Source organism: Pontibacter brevis, assembly GCF_054779655.1.
The window spans coordinates 47630-68906 of the sequence record NZ_BAAGXV010000019.1; the positions used below are offsets into that span (position 1 = coordinate 47630).

Sequence of the window (21277 nt, forward strand, 5' to 3'; positions counted from 1 at the left end):
ATATTTATGTATGTTTTACTCCCAGAGAAAAAATGGGTTTCAGAGCCATGGTATCCGCCACAGCAGGGACCTCATGCTTTGGTGCAGCAAGAGCAGTTGTTTTGTTGCAATGGAAAAGGGCTCATCCCAGGAAAGCACTGCAACCCGCTGCAGGTAACGGCAGGCATACTGGGAGAAAGGGGAGGGACGTGTAACAAGAGAAGCCCGTTTTGCACCGTTCAGCTTTTCTATTGATAATTCAGGCTGCTGTATGAGTTCGTATATAAACTATTTACAGTGAATAAAGTATAATAATGGGACTTTTCCGTATGACCCACTAATACCATTACGCCGCCTTTGGGCAAAGAGTCTTTAATTCAAAAATTGAAACCTACTATGGAAGTTAAGATAGCTGAGACTAAAAATCAAAAAAAGACAACTACATACCCCGGTTCTCCATACCCTCTTGGTGCTACCCCAGACGAAGAAGGGGTGAACTTTGCAATCTATGCTGATAATGCCACTGGTGTAGAACTGTGTTTGTTTAACTCGGTGGAGGATGATAAAGAATCAAGTAAAATAAAAATGGTGGAGCGCTCTCACCAGGTCTGGCATACCTATGTGCCGGGGCTTAAGCCCGGGCAGCTGTACGGTTATCGGGTACATGGGCCACATGATCCACAGAACGGGCACCGCTATAACCCAAACAAGCTGCTGATAGACCCTTATGCCAAAGCTATTTCCGGAACAATTGAGTGGCACGACTCTCTTTTTGGTTACAAGTTCGGGCATCCGGACGAAGATTTGAGCATGAATGAAACAGACAGCGCTCCTTTTATACCAAAGGCAGTGGTGGTGGACTCAACCTTTAACTGGGAAGGCGATAAAGCACCTAAAATACCTTATTACAAGTCTATTATATACGAGACACACGTAAAGGGCTTCACACAAATGCACCCGGATATTCCGGAGGAGATTCGCGGAACCTATGCAGGTCTGGCGCATCCTGTTACCATCAAGTACCTTCAGGAACTGGGTATCACGGCGATTGAACTCATGCCGGTGCACCACTTTATTACCGACCGTTACCTGGTGGAGAAAGGCCTTACCAATTACTGGGGCTATAATTCCATTGGCTTTTTTGCCCCTGATGTGCGTTACTCCAGCAGTGGCACACTCGGTGAGCAGGTAACGGAGTTCAAAAACATGGTGAAGGCGCTGCACAAGGCAGGAATAGAGGTAATACTGGACGTGGTGTACAACCACACAGGCGAAGGCAACCACATGGGACCAACGCTTTCCTTCAAGGGTATTGATAATGCCTCTTATTACCGCCTGGTGGAAGACAACAAGCGCTATTACATGGACTACACCGGCACCGGCAACACCATGAACGCAAACCTGCCCAGTGTGCTTCGCCTTATAATGGACAGCCTGCGTTACTGGATAACCGAGATGCACGTAGATGGCTTCCGCTTTGACCTTGCCTCTACGCTTGCACGGGAGCTCCACGAAGTCGACCGGCTTAGCTCATTCTTCGACATCATTCACCAGGATCCGGTGATTTCGCAGGTAAAGCTGATTGCAGAGCCGTGGGACGTAGGAGAGGGTGGCTACCAGGTAGGTAACTTCCCTCCGGGCTGGACCGAGTGGAACGGAAAGTACCGCGACTGCATGCGCGACTATTGGCGCGGAGAAAACAGTATGCTGGCCGAGTTTGCCGAGCGCTTTACCGGCAGTTCTGACCTTTACCAGGACGACTACCGCCGCCCTACTGCCAGTATCAACTTTATAACGGCTCACGATGGCTTTACTTTGAATGACCTGGTGTCGTACAACGAGAAGCACAACATGGAGAACGGGGAGAACAACAACGATGGTGAAAGCCACAACCGCTCCTGGAACTGTGGTGCAGAGGGCCCAACAGATGATCCTGAAATTCTGGCTTTGCGTGCCAAGCAGAAAAGAAACTTCCTGACTACTTTGTTCCTGTCGCAGGGAGTGCCGATGCTGGTGGCAGGGGATGAAATAAGCCGTACGCAAAATGGAAACAATAACGCCTACTGCCAGGATAATGAAATATCGTGGTTAAACTGGGACAAAGCAGATTCGGAGTTGCTGGAGTTCACCAAAAAGCTGATAGACCTGCGTAAGAACCACCCCGTGTTTTGCCGCCGCCGCTGGTTCCAGGGGCAGCCTATCAAAGGTATTGGCATCGAGGATATTGCCTGGTTCCTGCCCGAAGGTACAGAAATGAACGACGAGCACTGGAACCATGATTATGCAAAGTCACTGGCAGTTTTCCTGAATGGTCATGGCATTCACTCAGTAGGCCCAAAAGGGAAACAGGTGAAAGATGATAGCTTCTATGTGATTTTCAATGCACATTACGAGCCACTAGACTATAAGCTGCCACCTGCAAAGTACGGCAGCGAATGGACCAAAATCCTTGATACAAGTGAAAACAGCATAGAAGAAGGGTCTGATGTATATAAAGCAACCGAGACGATTCGGGTAAATGACCGTTCCGTAGTGCTGCTGCACCATCCTTTAAAGAAAGGCTGATTCCTTGACAAGAAAGAAGGAGCTGTTTGCATAGCTGCTTAATCTTCTGAAAATTTAAAAAGGCCGCGCTCCGGTAACAGGAGTGCGGCCTTTTGCTTTGGTGCCTTCATTCATTCATAGAAAGAGAGCTATTGNCTGACGGGTGTTCCGGGCCTAGTTCGAGTTCTAACTTGTTTCTTCCTTCCTGCAGCTTTATGCTGCGGTGCAGTACCTTGCGGCCTGTTGGGTCTGAAATGATTAGCTTTAGCACCTCATTGGCTTTTTCTGCTTTCAGTTCGAGCGTAAAGGTGCCGGAGAAAGGATTCGGGTACACCAGAACTGTATCTTTTTCCTGTTCAAAGGTAATGGACTGCACTTCTGAGAAAGTTGTGCTTCCATCAACATCTGTTTGCAGGAGGCGGTAGTAACGGGTGCCTGTCTTCCCCTGTTCAGTGTCGCGGTAAGCGTACTGCTGCTTTTGCTGCGAATTGCTGCTTTTGCTGGGCACAAAGGCCAGCGTACGGAAGTTATTTCCATCGACAGACACCTCCACTCCAAAGCCTTTATTATTTTGTTCGGAGGCTGTTTCCCAATAGAGTTCAACGTCGTTTCCCTGCCTGCGGGCCTTGAACAAGCTCAGCGTAACCGGAAGTGGAACTGCCGCTTTAAACTGGTAGGCACCCACCGAGATATCCTCTGCATCCTCCAGGCCATTTCCAAAAAAGTCTGTTGCACCGGGATCAATGCCAAATAGTGCCGTTAAGTTAAGTCCTTTGTCTATCAATGGGGAGGAATCCAGAAGTTCATATCCCCTGAGGGTGTAGAGCTTCGTGGGGTCTGAGACAGTTACACCCTGCCCCGGATCCGTTAGCTGTGGGTCTGTAAACAAACCGGTGGCAGTTCCATCCACGCTTTCTTGTCCTGTTGCAGTTCGCCAAGCTTCCAGGGTAGTATATCGCTTGTTTTTCTTCCACTCAATACTCAGGTCTTCTCCTTCATTCCAGTAGCTGTTCCCCTGAAAAACTATGTCAGCATTATCGGCTGTGTTTGTTACGGTCATCACAGTGCCTGGGGTGGTCTGGAAAATATTGTTCCTGATCCGGACGTTTCTGTACACTCCACCAAACAGCCTGATGGCAGAAGGCCAGCCGTTGGAAGGCGTAAGGTACACGGTGTTGTTGTAAACTTCCACATCCTGTATGCCACCGCTTGAGCCGGAAGACCAGAAAAGGATACCGGCATAACTGTTTTTACGTCCGTCATTCTCACTGATGTTGTACCGTATCACTACGTTCTTCATGGGCGGGGCATTCCTGTACTGGGAGACAAGAAAGCCTGCTCCGTCGTTGTCGTGGGAGTAGTTGTATTGCATGGTACAGTTGGTGCAGCCGCCATCAATATCAAAGCCGCCCCCGTCTTTGGTACCGCCGGTCTTGTTGTGGTGTGCCTCGTTGTATTGGATAAGCACATTGTTGCAGTTGTAGGCCCATACACCTGCAGGACCTGTGTCGCGTGCATCACTTTCAGCACCGTTATTGAAAACCTCGCAGTACTCAATCAGAACTCCGTCCACACCTCCAAGCACAATGCCGTTACCAGTGTGAATGGATCTTCCTTTAATGCCGCTGTTGTTGTAAACTTTGCTGTAGCCTACGTACATGTTGTGGTGCCCCAGCATGGCCTCTGCATAAGAAACAATGCCACCTTCGTCGTTATCGTGCACTGTGCTGTTGGTGATGAAAATACCGTCATAGCCGCTGGCCCCATTCCAACTCGCAAAAGAGATGCCTACCCCATGGTAGCCAGTAACTTCCACACCATCGATAGCGATGTAAGGTAAGCGTGAGCTACTTGGAATGATGGTATAAAACTCAATCCCGTTGTTAGGGTATTGTTTGTTGTCCGAGCCCCTGAACACGAGGTCCTTGATTTTGAAGCCTGCAGAATTCTGAACACTGAATCCTGCCTGTTCCCCGCTGCTGATGATGGCTCTGCCGTTACCATAGGATGCAAAGACAATAGGCTCTGAGGCCGTTCCCCTTACATCTTCCCCAAACACAAGGCTGCCCTCGAAGGTACTGCCTCCTTCAAAAAGCACGGTGTCACCGGGGCTGAAGATAGTAGCATTTACTTTAGAGATACTGGCCCAGGGCTGACTCCTGCTTATACCGGGATTTGCATCGTTTCCGGAGAGGCTGACAAAGAATGTAGCCGCTTCTAACGAGTGGGAGAGGAGGGCCAGCACAAAGCAGAGCGTAAAGGAAAAAGGCTTCATGTGGGTGTTTGCAGGTATTATTTCCGTATAATATTTACCTGAATCCCTTTAGAAGGTTGCTGGTTTTGCCCCAGGAACCATAAAAACCTGCTGCTTTATTTTATCTTTTCGTTCTAATCAGTTAGGTGACAGGCGGTTGAGTTGTGGTGATAGAAATCAAAGGTTGTACTGAAACTTGTTGCTACAAGAGGGATGTCCTGTCATAATGGGAGAACGCCCACCGGTGTGAAGCTGCTTTCTTGTAGGATTAAAAGCAAAAACCCGCTCCGGTATTCCGGAGCGGGTTTTTGAGGCAGGGGTGCTGGGGAGGTTATTTCTCCAGCACTATTTTCTGCGTGATGACTTTAGCGCCTGTCACGAGCCTGATGATGTACACACCGCGGGTCAGTCCCTCCGCGCTCAGCTCAAAGCTGCGCGTGGCATTGGCCTCTGCTGCGCCCTTGTAGAGGCTGCGCACCCTTCTGCCCTGTACGTCATACAGCTCCAGCGACACTTCTCCTGCGTCTGTGAGCGTGAACTGCACAGTGGCATCGGTGGTGAACGGGTTCGGGTAAGCTTTCAGCTCAGCCTCGTCCTGCAGTGGGCCTGCCAGTTCAGAGGCGCCAGTAAGGCCGGAACTTGTGGAGGCAGACATAACAGGAGAGAGCCTGCTTCCCGCTATCGGGGCTTCCATTCTTCCGTCAGGCATAGTCCAGGCCACAGCCATGTTGTCGGCCTGTCCTCCCTGCTTGTGCAACACCTCGATGTAGTAGCGCTTGCCAGTCTCCATGCGCACAGGGGCAGACTTCTGCGAACTGTACTTGTTCCACTCGCGGGCGTAGGTCCAGCCGGTTACGGAGGCAATCTTTCTCTTGTTGGAAGGATTATCATCAGAGCTCAGCCACAGCTCGGCGTTGTCATCACCGGCGATGTAGAAGGTGTAGTCCCCGGTCTGCGGAGGGCAGATGTAGCCTCTTACGCGGGCACCGTAGTTGTAACCCAGGCCGCTGGTCGTCTCTAATACTCTCAACTGGCTGGTGCTGCTAGGTGTCCTGTCCACTGGGATATCAGACACACTGCCTCCGGAAACACCGTCCCACTGCTCGCGCAGGATGCTGCCTGTGGCAGTGCAGCTGATGACAGTAGGTGCGGACTGAACAGTTACAGTTGCTTCACTGAAAGCACTGGCTTCTGCGTTGTCTGTCACTGTCAGGCGGAAGACGTACGTCCCTTCCAGCAGGTTACTTGCCGTTAAGGTGGCGGAGTTTGCCCCGCTGAGAGAGGCAGAAGGTCCGCTCACTTTTATCCAGCTGTAGCTGCTGATGCTTCCGTCAGCATCGGTGCCGGTGCCACTCAAGGTAACACTATTCACGGGCAGCAGGATGGTTTTATCTGAACCCGCATTGGCAACAGGTAGCTGGTTGGCAGTGGTAGATGTAACAGGTGAGAGCCTGCTTCCTGCAATGGGAGCTTCCATTACGCCATCCGGCATGGTCCAGGCCACAGCCAGGTTATCGCCACCTGCGGCTTCTTTGTGCAGGGCCTCAATGTAGTAGCGCTTACCTGCCTCCAGGCGCACAGGGGCAGATTTCTGAGAAGCATACTTGTTCCACTGGCGGGCGTAGGTCCAGCCGGTTACGGAGGCAATCTTTCTCTTGTTGGAAGGATTATCATCAGAGCTCAGCCACAGCTCGGCGTTGTCATCACCGGCGATGTAGAAGGTGTAGTCCCCGGTCTGCGGAGGGCAGATGTAGCCTCTCACACGGGCACCGTAGTAGTTGCCTACGCCGCTTGGTGCCTCAAACAGGTTCAGCTGGCTGGTGCTGCTAGGCGCTGTGCTCAGCGGAATGGACGATACAGTGTTTCCTGAAACATTATTCCACTGTTCACGCAGAATGGTACCCGAGGCGGTGCAGACGGCAGGAGCCACTAAGACAGGCGCCAGGCAGGAGCTGTCATCCACTACGGTGATAGTATGGTTTGTCTGCTGCTGCTGGTTGTTTTTGTCTGTAAAGGTGTAAAGGAGGGCCACATTGCCGGTTCCTGTAATTCGCGGGTCGAAGTAACTGCCACTTGTTACGCCTGGTCCGCTATATGTTCCTCCCACGGCAGTACCGAAGGCAAGTGGAATAATGCCGCTGTTCAGGCACACTGTAGTTTTTCCTGTTGCCTGGTGTGCGCCTATGTCATAGCTGCTGCGCTGCACTATGCTGTTACCAAAGAAGTCGGTTGTGCCTGTGTTCTTGTTTAGTGTTGTCGCCAGGTCAATGCCTTTGCCTATCAAGGGCGATGTTTCCTGCTGCTCATATCCCAGCAGAGTGTGAAGCAGGCGGGTGACGCCAAGTGTGATCCCCCTGCCAGGCTGCTTCAGATTCGGGTCAGCAAAATACCCGGTAGCAACTCCGCTAACTTTTTCCTGGTTAGTGGCAGTGCGCCACGCATCCAAGGTGGAGTAGGTCGTGCTGCCCCACTTATACTTTGCTGTGCTGCCTGTGGCCCAGTAATCATTTCCTTCGAATTTAATGCCCGACGTAACGGCAACGTTTATCAATTCAAGGCTGTTGGTTACCTGAAAGATGTTGTTTCTGATTTGGGCAGATACAGCGCCACCACTCTGAACATACAGCGCCTTTGGTGAGCCGCTGTTGGCAGGGGTAAGGTATACGGTGTTATTGTAGACTTCCAGGTTTTGTATGGAGTTACCGCCAGATGACCAAAGGTGAATAGCACCGTAACCGTTTTTACGGCCATCGTTTTCGCTGATGTTGTAGCGTACGATGACTCCATTCATGGCGGGAGCACCGGGGTACTGGGCCACCAGGTAACCTGCTCCTTCATTGTCATGGGAGTAGTTGTATTGCATGATGCTGTTGGTACAGCCCCCGTCGATGTCGAAGCCGCCGCCGTCTTTCGCGGTTCCCGTCCTGTTGTGGTGGGACTCGTTGTACTGGATGACCAGGTTGTTACAGTGGTAACCCCAGATACCTACCGGGCCACCGGCTGTCCAGGCATTGAGCCACCCATTGTTATATGCCTCGCAATGCTCAATTACAGCGCCGTCTACTCCGCCCAGTACAATGCCATTGCCGCTGTGTGACTCTTTCTTCTCCGGCAAACCCGAGTTATTGTATACTTTGTTATAAGCCACATACATATTTCGAAGGCCAAGCCTTGCCTCTGCATAAGTAGCTATGCCTGTTTCGCCGTTGTCATGTACTGTATTGTTAGTTACAGTGATGTTATCAAAACCGCTTGTACCGTTCCAGCTACCGATCAGGATCCCCGTAAAATGGTATCCTGAAACCTCCACGCCATCAATGGCAATGTAGTCCAGCCTGGTGTTGTTAGGCAGGTCCATATAAAACTCTATCCCACTGCTGGTGTTGCTTGTGCGGCCTGATCCTGTCATGATGAGGTTCATGATCTTGAATCCGGCAGAGTTGTAGACATAGATGCCCGGAAGGCTACCACTGCTTATTCTGGCCTTGCCGTTTCCGTAGGAGCCCAATACAATCGGGTTGGCAGCAGTGCCTTTCACATTAGACTCAAAATAGATACTGCCTGCAAAGGTGCTGCCTCCTTCAAACAGAATTGAGTCGCCGGGGCTGAAAACTGTCCCGTTTATCTTGTCGATGCTGGCCCAAGCCTGGTTTTTGGATGTGCCTGTGTTGGCATCCCTACCTGATGCGCTCACAAAATAGGTTGCCGCTTCAAGCGAATGAGTGATGAAGAGCAGCATGAAGAATGCTGCCAGGGATAATAATTTCATAAGGGCGATAAGGTTGGTTCTACTGCCTTTGGGTTTCGGTTTGGGCATACTCTGTCCTGCTTGATCACTTGAATAAGGGCTTGTATGAACTTTGAAGGAGCAAGGCATTACCCGGAGCCTGGGCAACAGCGATTTTTAAATAATTAGAATTGTAAAACAGGATTTTTTTGTTCGGGTTCGATGGCGGGTTCGCCCGAAAATGGTACTGATGTACAAATTGAGTTAAAAAATGAAGCCTTTAGTGGTATGGGTTTAATCATATTAACAGGATTTATTAGTTGGTTGCGCTAATATATTGTTAATGTGACTAATTGTATATGTATCGGAGGTAAATATTTTTTTAAATTATGATTAACATATGCAAATAATTGATTTTTAACTGTTTGTGTTGTTGTTTAGTGCTGTTGAAGTAGTATAAAAAATTAAAGAATTTATTATTTGTCGTAACCTTTTTATAATACATATAGCATCTTTAATGTTGTTCAAAAAGTAATAAAAATGAGACTGACGGGTATTGTGCCTCCTGTATCGCCTTATTAGAAAATGGAGAGCAGGGGGTAGATTGTACTTTGTGTTATGACATGGTTCTTGAAGAGCGGGGGGTAAGCAATAGATTGAACGGGATTAACAGGTAGGGAATTTTGGAAGCAGTTAACCTGATGTGCAGGTCTTGGTGGTAAAAATTTTTTCCCATCATGCGTAAGTTGTCGCGCTCCTTCCATCAAACCGGTTCGTGGTAAAGCAAACTTCACCGTAAAGGTGAACCTCCTCTTATAACTTCAGCATAATACTGAAGCAATCTGCTGGCAACTTAAAATGCGTCACGGAACACGTTCGAAAGAGAAATGGGTGAAGAAAGTGTTTGCTGTAGTTATTTAGAAACAAGACTTTACAGCAGGAAAAGCTAAGCCAGGAAAGACTTATGATATATAAACTTTCTTATATATTATTTAATTTCTGTGATTTTTTGTGCTAATTGTGGAAAAGTGCTGTAACACAAAGCTTAAGAAAAAAGAATGCAATTGAGAATGACCCGCACGGCTAGTTCAGACTTATCTGATTGTGCCCGATTATGCAAATATCCGACATGCTGTTTTGCCGTAGAAAGCCCTGTGTTGCTTTGTGAAATACATTTTGAATTTTTATAAATAGTAATATACCTATTTAAGGAAACTATTCATATTTTTTTCAGTAAGGGTGTACTATGTCAGCAAATGATAAGAAATGGGATTGGGAAATCCAAAGTAAAACAACGTGGATGGGAGCCAGGGCAGAAGAGTTGTGGGCATACAGGCACCTGCTGGTTGGTTTAGTAAGGCGTGACTTTCTGCTAAACTATCAGCAGACGGTACTGGGGCCTTTCTGGATACTCTTCCAGCCAATCATGACACTGGTTACATACGTGGTCGTTTTCGATAAGTTAGTAGGCATACCGACAGGCACTGTGCCTCCGGTGCTTTTTTACCTATCGGGCATTGTATTGTGGAACCTCTTCAGTGATGGGTTTATGGGGACCTCTGCTACCTACAAGGAAAATGCACACATCTTTAGTAAGGTGTATTTTCCCCGGCTCATTATGCCGCTTTCGCAGCTCAGCACCCATTTTATGCGCTTTCTGTTTCAGATGATTCTGCTGCTGCTGGTCATTGTTTATTACCTGGTGTTTGAGGAGGCATCAATTCAACTGAATGCATGGGTGCTTGCCTTTCCCTTTGTTGTTTTGTTCACCAGTATGTTTGCCCTTTCGCTGGGGCTGCTGTTCTCCGTCATCACGGCGAAGTACCGCGATTTAACAAACCTGGTAGGCCTGGGCATACGCCTGCTTATGTTCCTGACCCCAGTTATTTACTCTATTGACTATATACCGGAAAATGTACGTTGGATAGTGCTGCTGAACCCGCTAACACCCTTATTTGAGTTGTTCCGCCTTTCTTTGCTGGGCGAGGGGATGGTTACTTTTCTTCAGTTAGCTTATAGCGTACTCTTCATTCTCTTCTTTTTTGTTGGGTCCATGCTGGTCTTCAACAAACAGGGAGACAAATTAATTGATGTAGTATAAGCAAGCATGGCAGATACAGTAATACAGGTAGAAAACTTATCAAAGCTTTACCGTTTGGGTACAGTAGGTACCGGATCGTTCCGGCAGGACCTGCAGCGCTGGTGGAATATGGCCATCTTACGAAAGGAAGATCCATTTTTCCAGCTAGGTGCTGAAGGAGCCTCGTCAGAGAGCAAGGACTTTCTCTGGGCCCTGCAAGATATCAATTTTGAAGTGAAGCGGGGAGAAGCACTGGGTATTATAGGCAGCAACGGGTCAGGTAAATCCACGCTGCTTAAAATTATCTCCCGCATCGTGCGGCCCACCAGCGGCCACGTCAGGGGGAACGGGAAAGTTAGCAGCTTGCTTGAAGTTGGAACAGGCTTCCACCAGGAGCTCTCCGGGAGAGAGAATATTTACCTCAGTGGCTACATCCTGGGCATGCGGAAGGATGAGGTGAAAGCTAAGTTTGATGAGATAGTCGCTTTTTCAGGAATTGAGCGCTTTATCGATACACCAGTAAAACGCTACTCCTCTGGTATGTATGTGCGCCTGGCTTTTGCCGTGGCGGCACACCTTGAGCCGGACATCCTTATTGTAGATGAAGTGCTGGCCGTGGGTGATGCCGATTTCCAGAAAAAATGCCTGGGCAAGATGCGGGATGTATCGCAGACGGAAGGAAGAACCATTCTTTTCGTAAGCCACAGCATGCAGGCCGTCAATAACCTTTGTGACAAGGGACTCTGGCTGAACAAAGGCAAGCTGAAGGAGTATGGCGAAGTAACGAGTGTGGTCAATAAATACATTACGGGTGTGCAGCAGTACAAGCTGAAACAAAAATGGGACAAACCCGAAGAGGCACCCGGTAATGATTTCATCCGGATTAAGTCGGTAGAGCTGGTGCCGCACCTGCTCGATGTGGATGCACCACTGGATATACGGACACCGCTCACTGTCAAGTTTGAGTTCTGGAATATGACCGATGATATTTCACTGATGGCAGGGCTGCATCTGTTTACGTATGGCGGGGAGTGTATTTTTGATGTGCCTTCTCCGGCCACTGTTTTCGAGAAAGGCCTTGTGAAAGGAGAGTGCACCGTACCTGGTAATTTCCTGAACGACGGTTCTTATTATTTCTCTCTTGTTATCGCGAAGGATACCTCCGTACCCTTGTTTTACTTTGAGGAGTGCCTGAGCTTTGACATGGAAGACTACCGCGAGAACATACAATGGTTCGGAAAATGGTGGGGTGCTGTGCGTCCTAAGCTTCCGTTCCGCCTGGAGCAATCAGAATTAGTTCTTCAGTAGTCGTAACAATAGGCATCACAACGACAGGCAATAACCCATGCAGGCATTCGCACCGTATCATATCAGCCATATTTACCTCGACCAGCTTTCTGCACCACCAGGGCCCGATCCGCAAAAGCAGGCAGTGTATCAGGTATTCTGGTGGAAATCAGTTGCCTTGGGTCATTTATTTACAGAGCCTGGCGATACTTCTTCGGAAGATACCTATAGGCAAAAGCTTGTTGCGGCTATTCGTCCTGCCGTTAAGATGTACAGCGATTCTTTGAATGTAGAAGAAGTAGAGTGGGAGCAGTTGCTGACAAACCATACGTTCAAAGAATGGCAACATAGTATGAACCGGGCACTGTCTGCCTCTACTGCTATGGTGGTGCCTGAAAAAGTGCCTGTTTCTGTTGTTATCTGTACTCGCGGCAGAGCCTCTTTTCTGAAGCAGTGCCTTCAGCAACTCAGGCAGCAGGCATGCTTGCCTGAAGAAGTGATAGTAGTAGACAATGCCCCCCTTGATGATAGCACAGAAGAAGTCGTGCGGCAGTTTGAGGATGTGACATATGTAAGGGAACCAAGGCCTGGGTTGGACATCGCGCGCAATACAGGCGTGCTCAAAGCCAGTATGCCTGTTGTAGCCTATACCGACGACGACGTTGTGGTGCACCCGCTGTGGGTGTATAGGGTATGGGAAACCTTTCAGGACAAAGCTGTTGCTGCTATGACAGGTTTGGTGATTGCGGCTAAACTGGACACCGAAGCACAGCTTATTTTTGAGAAGCACTGGAGCTTTAACCGTGGTTTCATTGATAAAATATACGATACAGCATATTTTGACAGAACACTGGCTCAGGGGCCTCCGGTATGGGAAATTGGGGCAGGTGCGAATATGGCCTTCCGGAAGGAGGTGCTGGAGGAGGTGGGCCTGTTCGACGAGCTGCTGGATGTAGGCGCGGCCGGTTGTAACGGTGACTCTGAAATGTGGTACCGCATACTGGAAAGCGGCCATACCATTTATTACAACCCGAGGGCTGTGGTGCATCACGAGCACCGTAAGGAAATTGAGGGGTTGAAAAAACAGATATTTTACTACATGCGCGGCTTTACAACCGCTGCCCTGCTGCAACAGCGCCTGCGGCGGGAGGCAGGTTATAAAAGGCACCTTTTTACGGTATTACCTACTTATTACATAAAGCTTATCAAAAGGGGCTTTCCATCCTATGGTTTCCAGTATCGTACGCTATGGCCTGAAATCAAAGGCATTCTTTCTGGTCTGGCTTTTTATGTGCGTAACCGGCGGCCTGTCTCTAAATAAGAACAAAAATCATATGCCTTCTTCACCTATCGCATCGCCCTTGGTATCGGTTATAATTCCCTGCTATAACCATGGCGGTTACCTGCAGGATGCGTTTGAAAGCATATGGAACCAGAAATATCCTGCTACGGAGGTTATTGTGGTGGACGATGGCTCTACAGACAACACAAAAGAAGTTGCTGAAAAAGCGGAGGGAGTGACGTATATCTACCAGAAAAACCAAGGGTTGTCTGCGGCCAGAAACACAGGGGTCAGGCACAGCAAAGGGGAAATGCTGGTGTTCCTGGATGCAGATGACTGGCTCCTGCCGGATGCCCTTCACATGAACGTGCGCCACCTCGTGCAAAACGAGGAACTGGCTTTTGTGTCGGGAGGACACGATAAAGTGTTTATAGATGAAGGAACTGTCAAAGAGGAAGTATATCATGTACCCTCTGAGCATTACCTCCATATGCTGCAGGGTAACTACATCGGCATGCATGCCACTGTGATGTACAGGAGGTGGGTGTTCGATGAGTTTGAATACGATACCTCCCTGAAAGCTTGTGAGGATTATGATTTGTACCTCAAAATAACCAGGAAGTATCCTGTATTGCACCATACCGGAAAAATTGCGGCTTACCGGCTGCATACCTCCAACATGTCAGGCAACATTCCGTTCATGCTGGCTACTGCCCTACAGGTGCTGGACCGCCAGCATGCAAGCCTGCAGACGGCGGTTGAAAAAGAGGCTTTCGTGAACGGCCATGCCGTTTGGGTGGATTATTATTGTAAGGAGCTGTACCACAAGCTGCTTTCCAAAAAAGTAAAAGCGTCCACAAAAGTACTTTCTACATTAGTGAAGCACAGGCCCGTTCTGGGACTCAAATACATCATAAAATCTATCTTACATGCTTAAGACCCTGCTAAAGAAATCAATGCCAGCCTTTGGCCTGAGATTGCTGTACAAAAGCAAGCTTCACAAAGGCTATTTACCACGAGTGGGAACTGTAGATCTTGGCGATTTCGATCGTACAAGCCCTTTCAGCACGCAGTTCGGGTATGACCGGGGTGGCCCGATAGACCGATACTATATCGAAAATTTCCTGCAGAACGAGTCTGGCAGTATTCGGGGCCATGCCATGGAAATTGGGGACAATGCGTATACCATGCAGTATGGCGGCGCAAATGTAACAAAGAGCGATATCCTGCATGTAAATGACACCAACCCGGAAGCCACCATCATCGGTGACATCAGCGACGCTCCCCATATTCCTGATAACACCTTTGACTGCATTGTGCTGACCCAGACACTGCACCTGATTTATGATTTTAAAGGAGCCCTGCAAACCTGCCACCGCATCCTGAAGCCTGGAGGCTCCCTGCTGCTTACGGTGCCCGGCATTTCCCAGATTGAGCACGGGCAGTGGAAAGAGACCTGGTACTGGTCTTTTACGGAGAGGGCCATGCAAAAACTGATGGCCGAGGCTTTCGGTAAAGGGCAGGTAGAGGTGAACGCCTATGGAAATGTATTTGCCGCTACAGCCCTTTTATATGGTATGGGCGCGCCGGAAATAGCGAAAGAAAAGCTGGATTATCAGGATCCGCACTACCAGGTTATTGTCACTGTTAAAGCAACTAAATAAGCGACACATTGAGGGAACGTTTACGCTATATCTATTATAAGTATGTCGCTCCTAAGGCGCTTGTGCTCATGTATCACAGGATAGCTGAGCCGGAGTCGGATGTGTGGGAGGTATCGGTGAGCCCTGAAAATTTTGAGCAGCAGCTGCAGGTACTGAAAAAAGGCTATCACGTTATGCCTTTGAGGGAGATGGTACAAGGGCTCAAAAGGGGAGAAGTGAAAAAAAACAGCATAGCCATTACTTTTGATGATGGCTATGTGGATAATTACCTGACGGCAAAGCCACTGCTGGAAAAATACGGGGTGCCCGCCACTTTTTTTATTGCCTCCGGTAACGTAGGGCAGCAAAAGGAATTCTGGTGGGACGAGCTGGAGCATCTTATTCTTTTCTCTGAGGTGCTTCCTGCTGCTATGGCTCTGGAGGTTGGCGGTGAGCAGATAAATTTCGAGCTTAAGGAAGAGACGCTCCTAAACCCACCCCTTCGGCAGAAGCATAAAGCCTGGATAGCATGTGAAGAGGAACCTCCTACCAAAAGAGGCAGGCTCTTTTATAAACTGTGGGAGAACTTGAAACCGCTGCCCCCGAAGGAGCAACAGCGTCAACTACAGATGATAAGAGATTGGGCCGGTGCTTCAGTTGGGGCAAGGCCGGAATGTGGTATGATGTCGCGGGAACAGTTGCAGGAACTGGAGCAGGAAGAATTATTTGATTTGGGAGCCCACACAGTGTCTCATGCGGCCCTCACCTATCATACGCGGGAATTTCAGGAGAAGGAGATACTGGAGAATAAACGCTTTTTAGAGGAAGTAGCACATAAACAGATAGATCTTCTGACATATCCTTATGGCAACTACAACCACGAGAGTATGGCAATAGCAGGCACGTCAGCGTTTGAGGCCGCGTTCACGACAGAAGAAAAAGCAGTTATTAAAAACGCGCACCCCCACAGGCTGGGTCGGTTTCAGGTCAAGAACCTGGCAGCGCCAGCATTCAGGAAGCAACTGCAGTTATGGAAGTACAGCATCTAAAATAACGATATGTCACATTCAACGTCACCGCTTGTTTCTGTCATCATAGCCTTTCTGAATGAGGAGAGGTTTATGGAGGAGGCACTAGAGAGTGTTCTGGCCCAGGACTACCCTAACTGGGAGGTAATGCTGGTAGATGATGGCTCAACAGATAACAGCACAGTTATTGCCAAAGCCTACGCACAGAAATACCCAGGCAAAATTGTTTACCTGGAGCATGAGGGGCACAGCAACAAGGGCTTAAGTTCCAGCCGGAACCTTGCTATTGCACATGCAAAAGGAGCGTATGTTGCGTTCCTGGATGCGGATGATGTATGGTTGCCAGGCCTGTTATCAAACCAGGTCAGGATTATGCAGCAGCAGTCTGTTGCCATGGTGTGCGAGGGTACAGAGTACTGGTACAGCTGGGATGATGCCGAAAGAGCAGATGTTGTAATTCCCATTGGTACAAAACAGGACACGACGTATTCGCCACCACAGTTAATGCTGGACCTGTATCCCCTCGGCTATGGGGCAGCACCCTGCGTATGTGGCATCCTTATCAGGAAAGATGTGCTGGTAAAGCATGGGGGCTTTGATGAGGCCTTTACAGGTATGTATGAAGACCAGGTGTTTCTAAGCAAAATTTATCTGAATGAGTCTGTTTATGTGTCCTCCCTGTGCCAGAACCGTTACCGGCAGCGAAAAGATTCTCTTGTTGGTACATCCCGCAGGTGGCAGGACTACAACCAAGTAAGAAGGCGCTTTCTGGTGTGGCTCGAAAACTACATGCAGACGTGTGCCATCAGCTATCCGGAAGTAGACAAATTATTAGATAAAGCCCTGCAGCCCCCGCCCCTTGTTTCTGTTGTCATCGCTTTTCTGAACGAGGAGAAGTTTTTAGGAGAGGCTGTAGAAAGTGTTTTGCAGCAGGATTACGATAACTGGGAACTGATGCTGGTGGACGATGGATCCACTGACAGCAGCACGTCCATTGCAAAAGACTATGCGGCCCGGTACCCGGACAGGATTTTTTACCTGGAGCATGAAAGCCATCGCAACAGAGGGCTGAGTGCCAGCCGCAACCATGGCATCGCACATGCCAATGGGGAGTTGGTTGCTTTCCTGGATGCCGACGACGTGTGGCTGCCTGAAAAGCTTTGGAGCCAGGTGGCGATTTTTCAGCAGTACCCCGAAGTGGGCATGGTGGCGGAAGGCTCCATCCACTGGTATAGCTGGAATGATCCGAAACGAAGAGACATTAGAATACCCGTTGGGGCGCCTCAGGATCAGGTATACCATCCTTTTCAGCTCATGTACCAGCTGTACCCCCTGGGAAAAGGAGATGCGCCAGGCCCTTGTGCCCTGATGCTGAGAAAAGAGGCAGTGTTACGTGTCGGAGGCTTTGAGGAGTCTTTTACGAAACAATACCAGCTGTATGAGGATCAGGCATTCTTAACGAAGGTATACCTGCAGGAGCAGGTGTTTATCTCTTCTAACCTCAACAATTTATACAGGCAGAGGCCGGGTTCACTTATAAAATGGGTTAAAGAGGAGGGGCACTACCATAAGGTAAGAAAATACTACCTGGAATGGCTGGCAGCCTATTTACAACAGCAAAATATCAAAGACAAGCATTTGCTGGCTCTTTTAAGAAAGGCTTTGTTCCCCTACCACCACCAGGTTCTTTTCTATATGACTGATACGGTTCCGCGCAAGGCTGTTCGGGTACTGAAAAGAGCTGCTCCGGAACCTATCAAGCATTTTGTGAAGTCGCAGCTTACGGGCTGGAAATAGGCTTAGATTGTTGATTCTGCGAACAGAGGTGCCATTGGCTTTTGTTGAATAAAAATTCTTGTACATGCCGCAGCTTACCGTTTTGATGCCTGTTTATAATGCCGCAAAATTCCTGGCAGAGGCAATAGATAGCATATTGCAGCAGTCATTCCGGGATTTTGAGTTTCTGATAATTGATGACGGGTCTAATGACAGGAGTGTGGAGATTGTGCAGTCGTATACTGACCCACGCATCCGGTTTATTCAGAATGAGAAGAACCTGGGCATCTCGGCCACACTGAATAAAGGAATAGAACTGGCTGCAGGAAAGTACATTGCCCGCATGGATGCCGATGATATCAGTTACCCTGACCGCCTGGCAAAGCAGCTGGCGTATATGGAGGCAAATCCTTCCTGTGCAATGGTGTCTTCCCTGGTGCGTGTGATATCGGAAAACGGGGAGTTTGTACGGCAGGACCAGTTCGAAAGCAAATACTTCTATTATAACCTCACGTTTATCTGCTGGATATATCATCCTACGGTAATGTACCGGAAGAGCGCCGTAGAGGAGGTGGGCATGTACGCAGTGCCGTATGCGGAGGACTTTGAGCTTTTCTGGCAGTTAAGCAGGAAGTATTCCTTCTATAACCTGCCAGAGGTGCTGCTGGATTACCGGGTGACAAACCAGAGCCTGCACCAGGTGCTTAAGAAAGAAGAGTATGCACAGGCGCAGCAGGAGCAGTTGTTACGTAACTTCCGCTACTATGCAGGCCAGCACTACACCATGAAAGACAGCTGTATTGAGTGCCTGCAGCATAATTTTGAACCCTTGCTGGCTGAGCAGAGTGTGAGCAGAGTGCTGGCATGTATCGGGGAGCTGGACAGGCTGACAAAGCATATCCTTGAAAAGGAAAATGTAAACCGGGATCCAGTAGCCATCAAGGAAGCAGCGGAGTATAAAAGGCGGTTCATTATCACGTACTTCGCAAAGAACCTTCCCCATTACAAAAGCGTCATACTGTTGCTCAGGGCAGGTTATTTTAAGCTGCTATACCGGATGGCAAAATCATATTTACTACGGGTGGCATAAACAAACCAAGACAATGCGCTTTAGCAAAGGCAACCTTATCAGAAGTTAATCTAATACCAAGGATTCATGAAAGCTACAGTGATCAGGAACCTAATTCGTGAAGCGGCCTTTCGTTCATGCTCTCTGGTTGCACGTGTACTACCGCTTTGGAAGGAGACAAAAGCAGTGGATGTTTTGCCTCCTGTGCTTTCGCTGCCTGTATCGCTGCCTGTTAATTTTGATATGCTTCCGGAGCCCTTTGCCAGGCAGTTTGTTAAAACCAAGCGTATTCCCAAGCGCCGGATATTCGTTTTGACTAATGTGTGGGTAAGTGGGCGTGCCGTTGTATTTAAAAACCTGAGAATTTTTACCCCAAGCCTGCCCTGGTTAAGGGACATCCCCCTGTACCGTAAAGGGGGGGTGTTCCTGAAACAGTGGGCGAAGAACACCCGGCAAGTGCCTAGTACAGAAACTGTGGCACTTGCCTATGATAACTGGTCTGCCGAAAACTATTACCACTGGATGATAGAGTCATTGCCCCGGCTGCTGCTGGTTCAAAAGAAATTTCCGGATGCGGTCATACTTCTTCCTGAGCCTACTCCGGCATACATACGCACCACCATAGCCATGCTGGGGTTTGAAAAGGTACTGCTCTTAAGCAGGAGAGATGATGTGGTGCTAAAGGTGCATCAACTCGTACTTCCGGAACTGGTATATTATGAGGAGGAGGAGTTTGGCGATTTGCACCAATACAAAAGCAGGAAAGCAGCAGCCGCTGAAGGAAAAGAAACTTCCTCCATGCCTGTTCCCGTGCCAAAACCTGAGGAGGAAGAACTGATTGTTACCGTCAGAAGAAAGCTGCTGCAGCAAATGAGCAAAAAGCCAGTTGCTCCTGTAAGAAAAATATTTGTCTCCCGCAGCCGTCAGAAGACGCGTCGGCTGTTAAATGAGCATGAAGTGCTCCCTGTTTTAGCTAAATACGGGTTTGAAACTGTCTGTTTCGAAGACCTTACTTTTGTGGAGCAGGTGCAGCTCATGCTGGAAACAGCAGTCTTTGTCAGTGTACATGGTTCGAATATGGTGAACATTCTCTTTCTGCATACCGGGGCAACAGTGGTGGAAATGATGAATGAGGCTTTGCTGAATGATGCCTATTACCTGATGGCATCCAGTATTGGCCTGCCATATTATTCTGTTCCCTGTTCCATGGCTGATAAGCGCATCAGCCTTTCAGATGATGCTGTTAAACTGAATGATGCAGACTTGCTGGTGAATGTGTCAGAGCTGGAAGAAACGCTGGTTCAGGCTTTGCAGCAACCTGCAGTTGTTGATACGACTGTTTAATTCTTATCATAGCTCATACCGTTTTGAGGTTTGGCTTTCAGTTATGGATAAACATCAAAGTACACACAAAATTAATTGTGCATAGATATATACTAGTAAAACTTCAGAGATCATGGTTGTAGTGACATTAGCAGGAGGTTTAGGTAATCAGCTTTTCCAGTATGTTATGGGAAAACAGCTGGCTAACAAAAACAAGACAACGCTAAAACTGTACATCTCTAACTTGGGAAAAGAAGACGGAAGAAGCTATAAGTTACACCACTTCAATATAGAGGAAGTTCTTGCCACTGAAAGTGAGGTAGACAAACTTATTGGAGAATATTATAGCAGCTCCCTGTATGCAAAGTTGTATCGGAAAATAGACCAGCGCCGGCCCAAGTATAAGCGGAAGTATTTTATAGAAAGTGAATATTGGAGGTATGAACCTGATTTGATGATGATCTCCTCGAGCGTGCTGCTGGAAGGCTTCTGGCAACACTATAAGTATTATGAGAACCTCGATACAGGAATACAACAAGAGCTAACGCTAAAAAAAACTGCCGCAACCTCCTTTATAAGTTCCTTGAAAGCTATCAGGGAGAATGATGCTTCAGTTTCTATGCATATCAGGAGAGGTGATTATGTAAACGATCCAAACAATCTCGCTTTTTATGGCGTAATGCCGATAACGTATTACGAAAGGGCAATGGGCTATATGAACAGCATTGTGAAGGACCCGCATTACTTCGTCTTTTCTGATGATTTAGACTGGGCAAAAGATAATTTAAAGATGGATGCCCCGATGACATTCGTGGATATTGAGGGTGGGACAAAAGATTACCTGGAGTTAGATGCCATGAGCCAGTGCCGCCACAACATTATAGCGAACAGCACCTTCAGCTGGTGGGGGGCATTTCTAAACAAGAACCCAGAAAAGGTAGTAATAGCCCCTGAAAGCTGGGTTGTAGACCCGGAGATGAATAAAAATATCCAGATTCAGCTTCCTTCCTGGGTTAAAATGTAAGCGCTGTAGTGCAGTCTTATTATTCCCCTGTTTTGCACACACATAAAGCTTTTCCATGTGCTTTACCTGGTACCTCTGATATGAGCACATCCGCAGCTAAACTTCCTGATCTTTCTGCACATCTATGTCCTTATTGTACTGAGTTCTTACATAAACCTTCTAGGCTGCGTTGACAATTATAGCAGCAGTGTCATGGCTGCAGCCAGGTGCAGGAATGCCAGAAAGCTAGAGGCAGTCTTGTCGTATCGGGTGGCGATGCGG

At 48.4% G+C, this 21277-nt stretch carries 13 protein-coding genes; 11 read left to right on the top strand and 2 right to left on the bottom strand.

Annotated elements, in window-relative coordinates; genetic code table 11:
* Nucleotides 1–375: 375 nt before the first annotated feature.
* Nucleotides 376–2544, top strand: a complete 2169-nt coding sequence (glgX, locus tag ACYVB1_RS05245) for a glycogen debranching protein GlgX (protein WP_460921316.1) — start codon at nucleotides 376–378, stop codon at nucleotides 2542–2544.
* Between the two features lie 106 nt (nucleotides 2545–2650).
* Here the strand turns inward: glgX and ACYVB1_RS05250 are convergent, their stop codons facing one another.
* Both ACYVB1_RS05250 and ACYVB1_RS05255 read right to left on the bottom strand, forming a co-directional pair.
* Nucleotides 2651–4798: a right-handed parallel beta-helix repeat-containing protein gene (locus ACYVB1_RS05250; protein WP_460921318.1), complete on the bottom strand. Its 2148-nt coding sequence runs from the start codon at nucleotides 4796–4798 to the stop codon at nucleotides 2651–2653.
* Nucleotides 4799–5108: 310 nt separating this feature from the next.
* Complete coding sequence (locus ACYVB1_RS05255) at nucleotides 5109–8546, bottom strand: PA14 domain-containing protein (RefSeq protein ID WP_460921320.1); 3438 nt, start codon at nucleotides 8544–8546, stop codon at nucleotides 5109–5111.
* A 1204-nt stretch (nucleotides 8547–9750) separates the two neighbouring features.
* Between ACYVB1_RS05255 and ACYVB1_RS05260 the strand changes: the two genes are divergently transcribed.
* The 10 genes from ACYVB1_RS05260 (at nucleotide 9751) to ACYVB1_RS05305 (ending at nucleotide 21016) form a co-directional block, all read left to right on the top strand.
* Nucleotides 9751–10605 carry an ABC transporter permease gene (locus ACYVB1_RS05260; protein ID WP_460921323.1) on the top strand — a complete coding sequence of 285 codons (855 nt, stop codon included), beginning with the start codon at nucleotides 9751–9753 and terminating at the stop codon, nucleotides 10603–10605.
* A gap of 6 nt (nucleotides 10606–10611) precedes the next feature.
* The gene (locus ACYVB1_RS05265; protein ID WP_460921325.1) at nucleotides 10612–11892 is read left to right on the top strand and encodes an ABC transporter ATP-binding protein; all 1281 of its coding nucleotides are present in this window, start codon (nucleotides 10612–10614) and stop codon (nucleotides 11890–11892) included.
* Nucleotides 11893–11929: 37 nt separating this feature from the next.
* Nucleotides 11930–13192: a glycosyltransferase family 2 protein gene (locus tag ACYVB1_RS05270; protein WP_460921328.1), complete on the top strand. Its 1263-nt coding sequence runs from the start codon at nucleotides 11930–11932 to the stop codon at nucleotides 13190–13192.
* Between the two features lie 13 nt (nucleotides 13193–13205).
* Nucleotides 13206–14090: a glycosyltransferase family 2 protein gene (locus ACYVB1_RS05275; RefSeq protein ID WP_460921331.1), complete on the top strand. Its 885-nt coding sequence runs from the start codon at nucleotides 13206–13208 to the stop codon at nucleotides 14088–14090.
* Nucleotides 14083–14817: a class I SAM-dependent methyltransferase gene (locus ACYVB1_RS05280; protein ID WP_460921333.1), complete on the top strand. Its 735-nt coding sequence runs from the start codon at nucleotides 14083–14085 to the stop codon at nucleotides 14815–14817. Before ACYVB1_RS05275 ends, ACYVB1_RS05280 begins: the two co-directional genes overlap by 8 nt.
* Before the next feature lie 8 nt (nucleotides 14818–14825).
* Entirely contained in the window at nucleotides 14826–15845 is a 1020-nt protein-coding gene (locus ACYVB1_RS05285) for a polysaccharide deacetylase family protein (RefSeq protein WP_460921336.1), read from the top strand.
* 9 nt (nucleotides 15846–15854) lie between these two features.
* Nucleotides 15855–17621: a glycosyltransferase family 2 protein gene (locus tag ACYVB1_RS05290; protein ID WP_460921338.1), complete on the top strand. Its 1767-nt coding sequence runs from the start codon at nucleotides 15855–15857 to the stop codon at nucleotides 17619–17621.
* Between the two features lie 64 nt (nucleotides 17622–17685).
* Nucleotides 17686–18690 carry a glycosyltransferase family 2 protein gene (locus ACYVB1_RS05295; protein WP_460921341.1) on the top strand — a complete coding sequence of 335 codons (1005 nt, stop codon included), beginning with the start codon at nucleotides 17686–17688 and terminating at the stop codon, nucleotides 18688–18690.
* Nucleotides 18691–18756: 66 nt separating this feature from the next.
* Complete coding sequence (locus ACYVB1_RS05300; protein ID WP_460921343.1) at nucleotides 18757–20013, top strand: glycosyltransferase family 61 protein; 1257 nt, start codon at nucleotides 18757–18759, stop codon at nucleotides 20011–20013.
* Between the two features lie 112 nt (nucleotides 20014–20125).
* On the top strand, nucleotides 20126–21016 hold the full coding sequence (locus tag ACYVB1_RS05305) for an alpha-1,2-fucosyltransferase (protein WP_460921346.1): 891 nt from the start codon (nucleotides 20126–20128) through the stop codon (nucleotides 21014–21016).
* The last annotated feature ends 261 nt before the right edge of the window (nucleotides 21017–21277 follow it).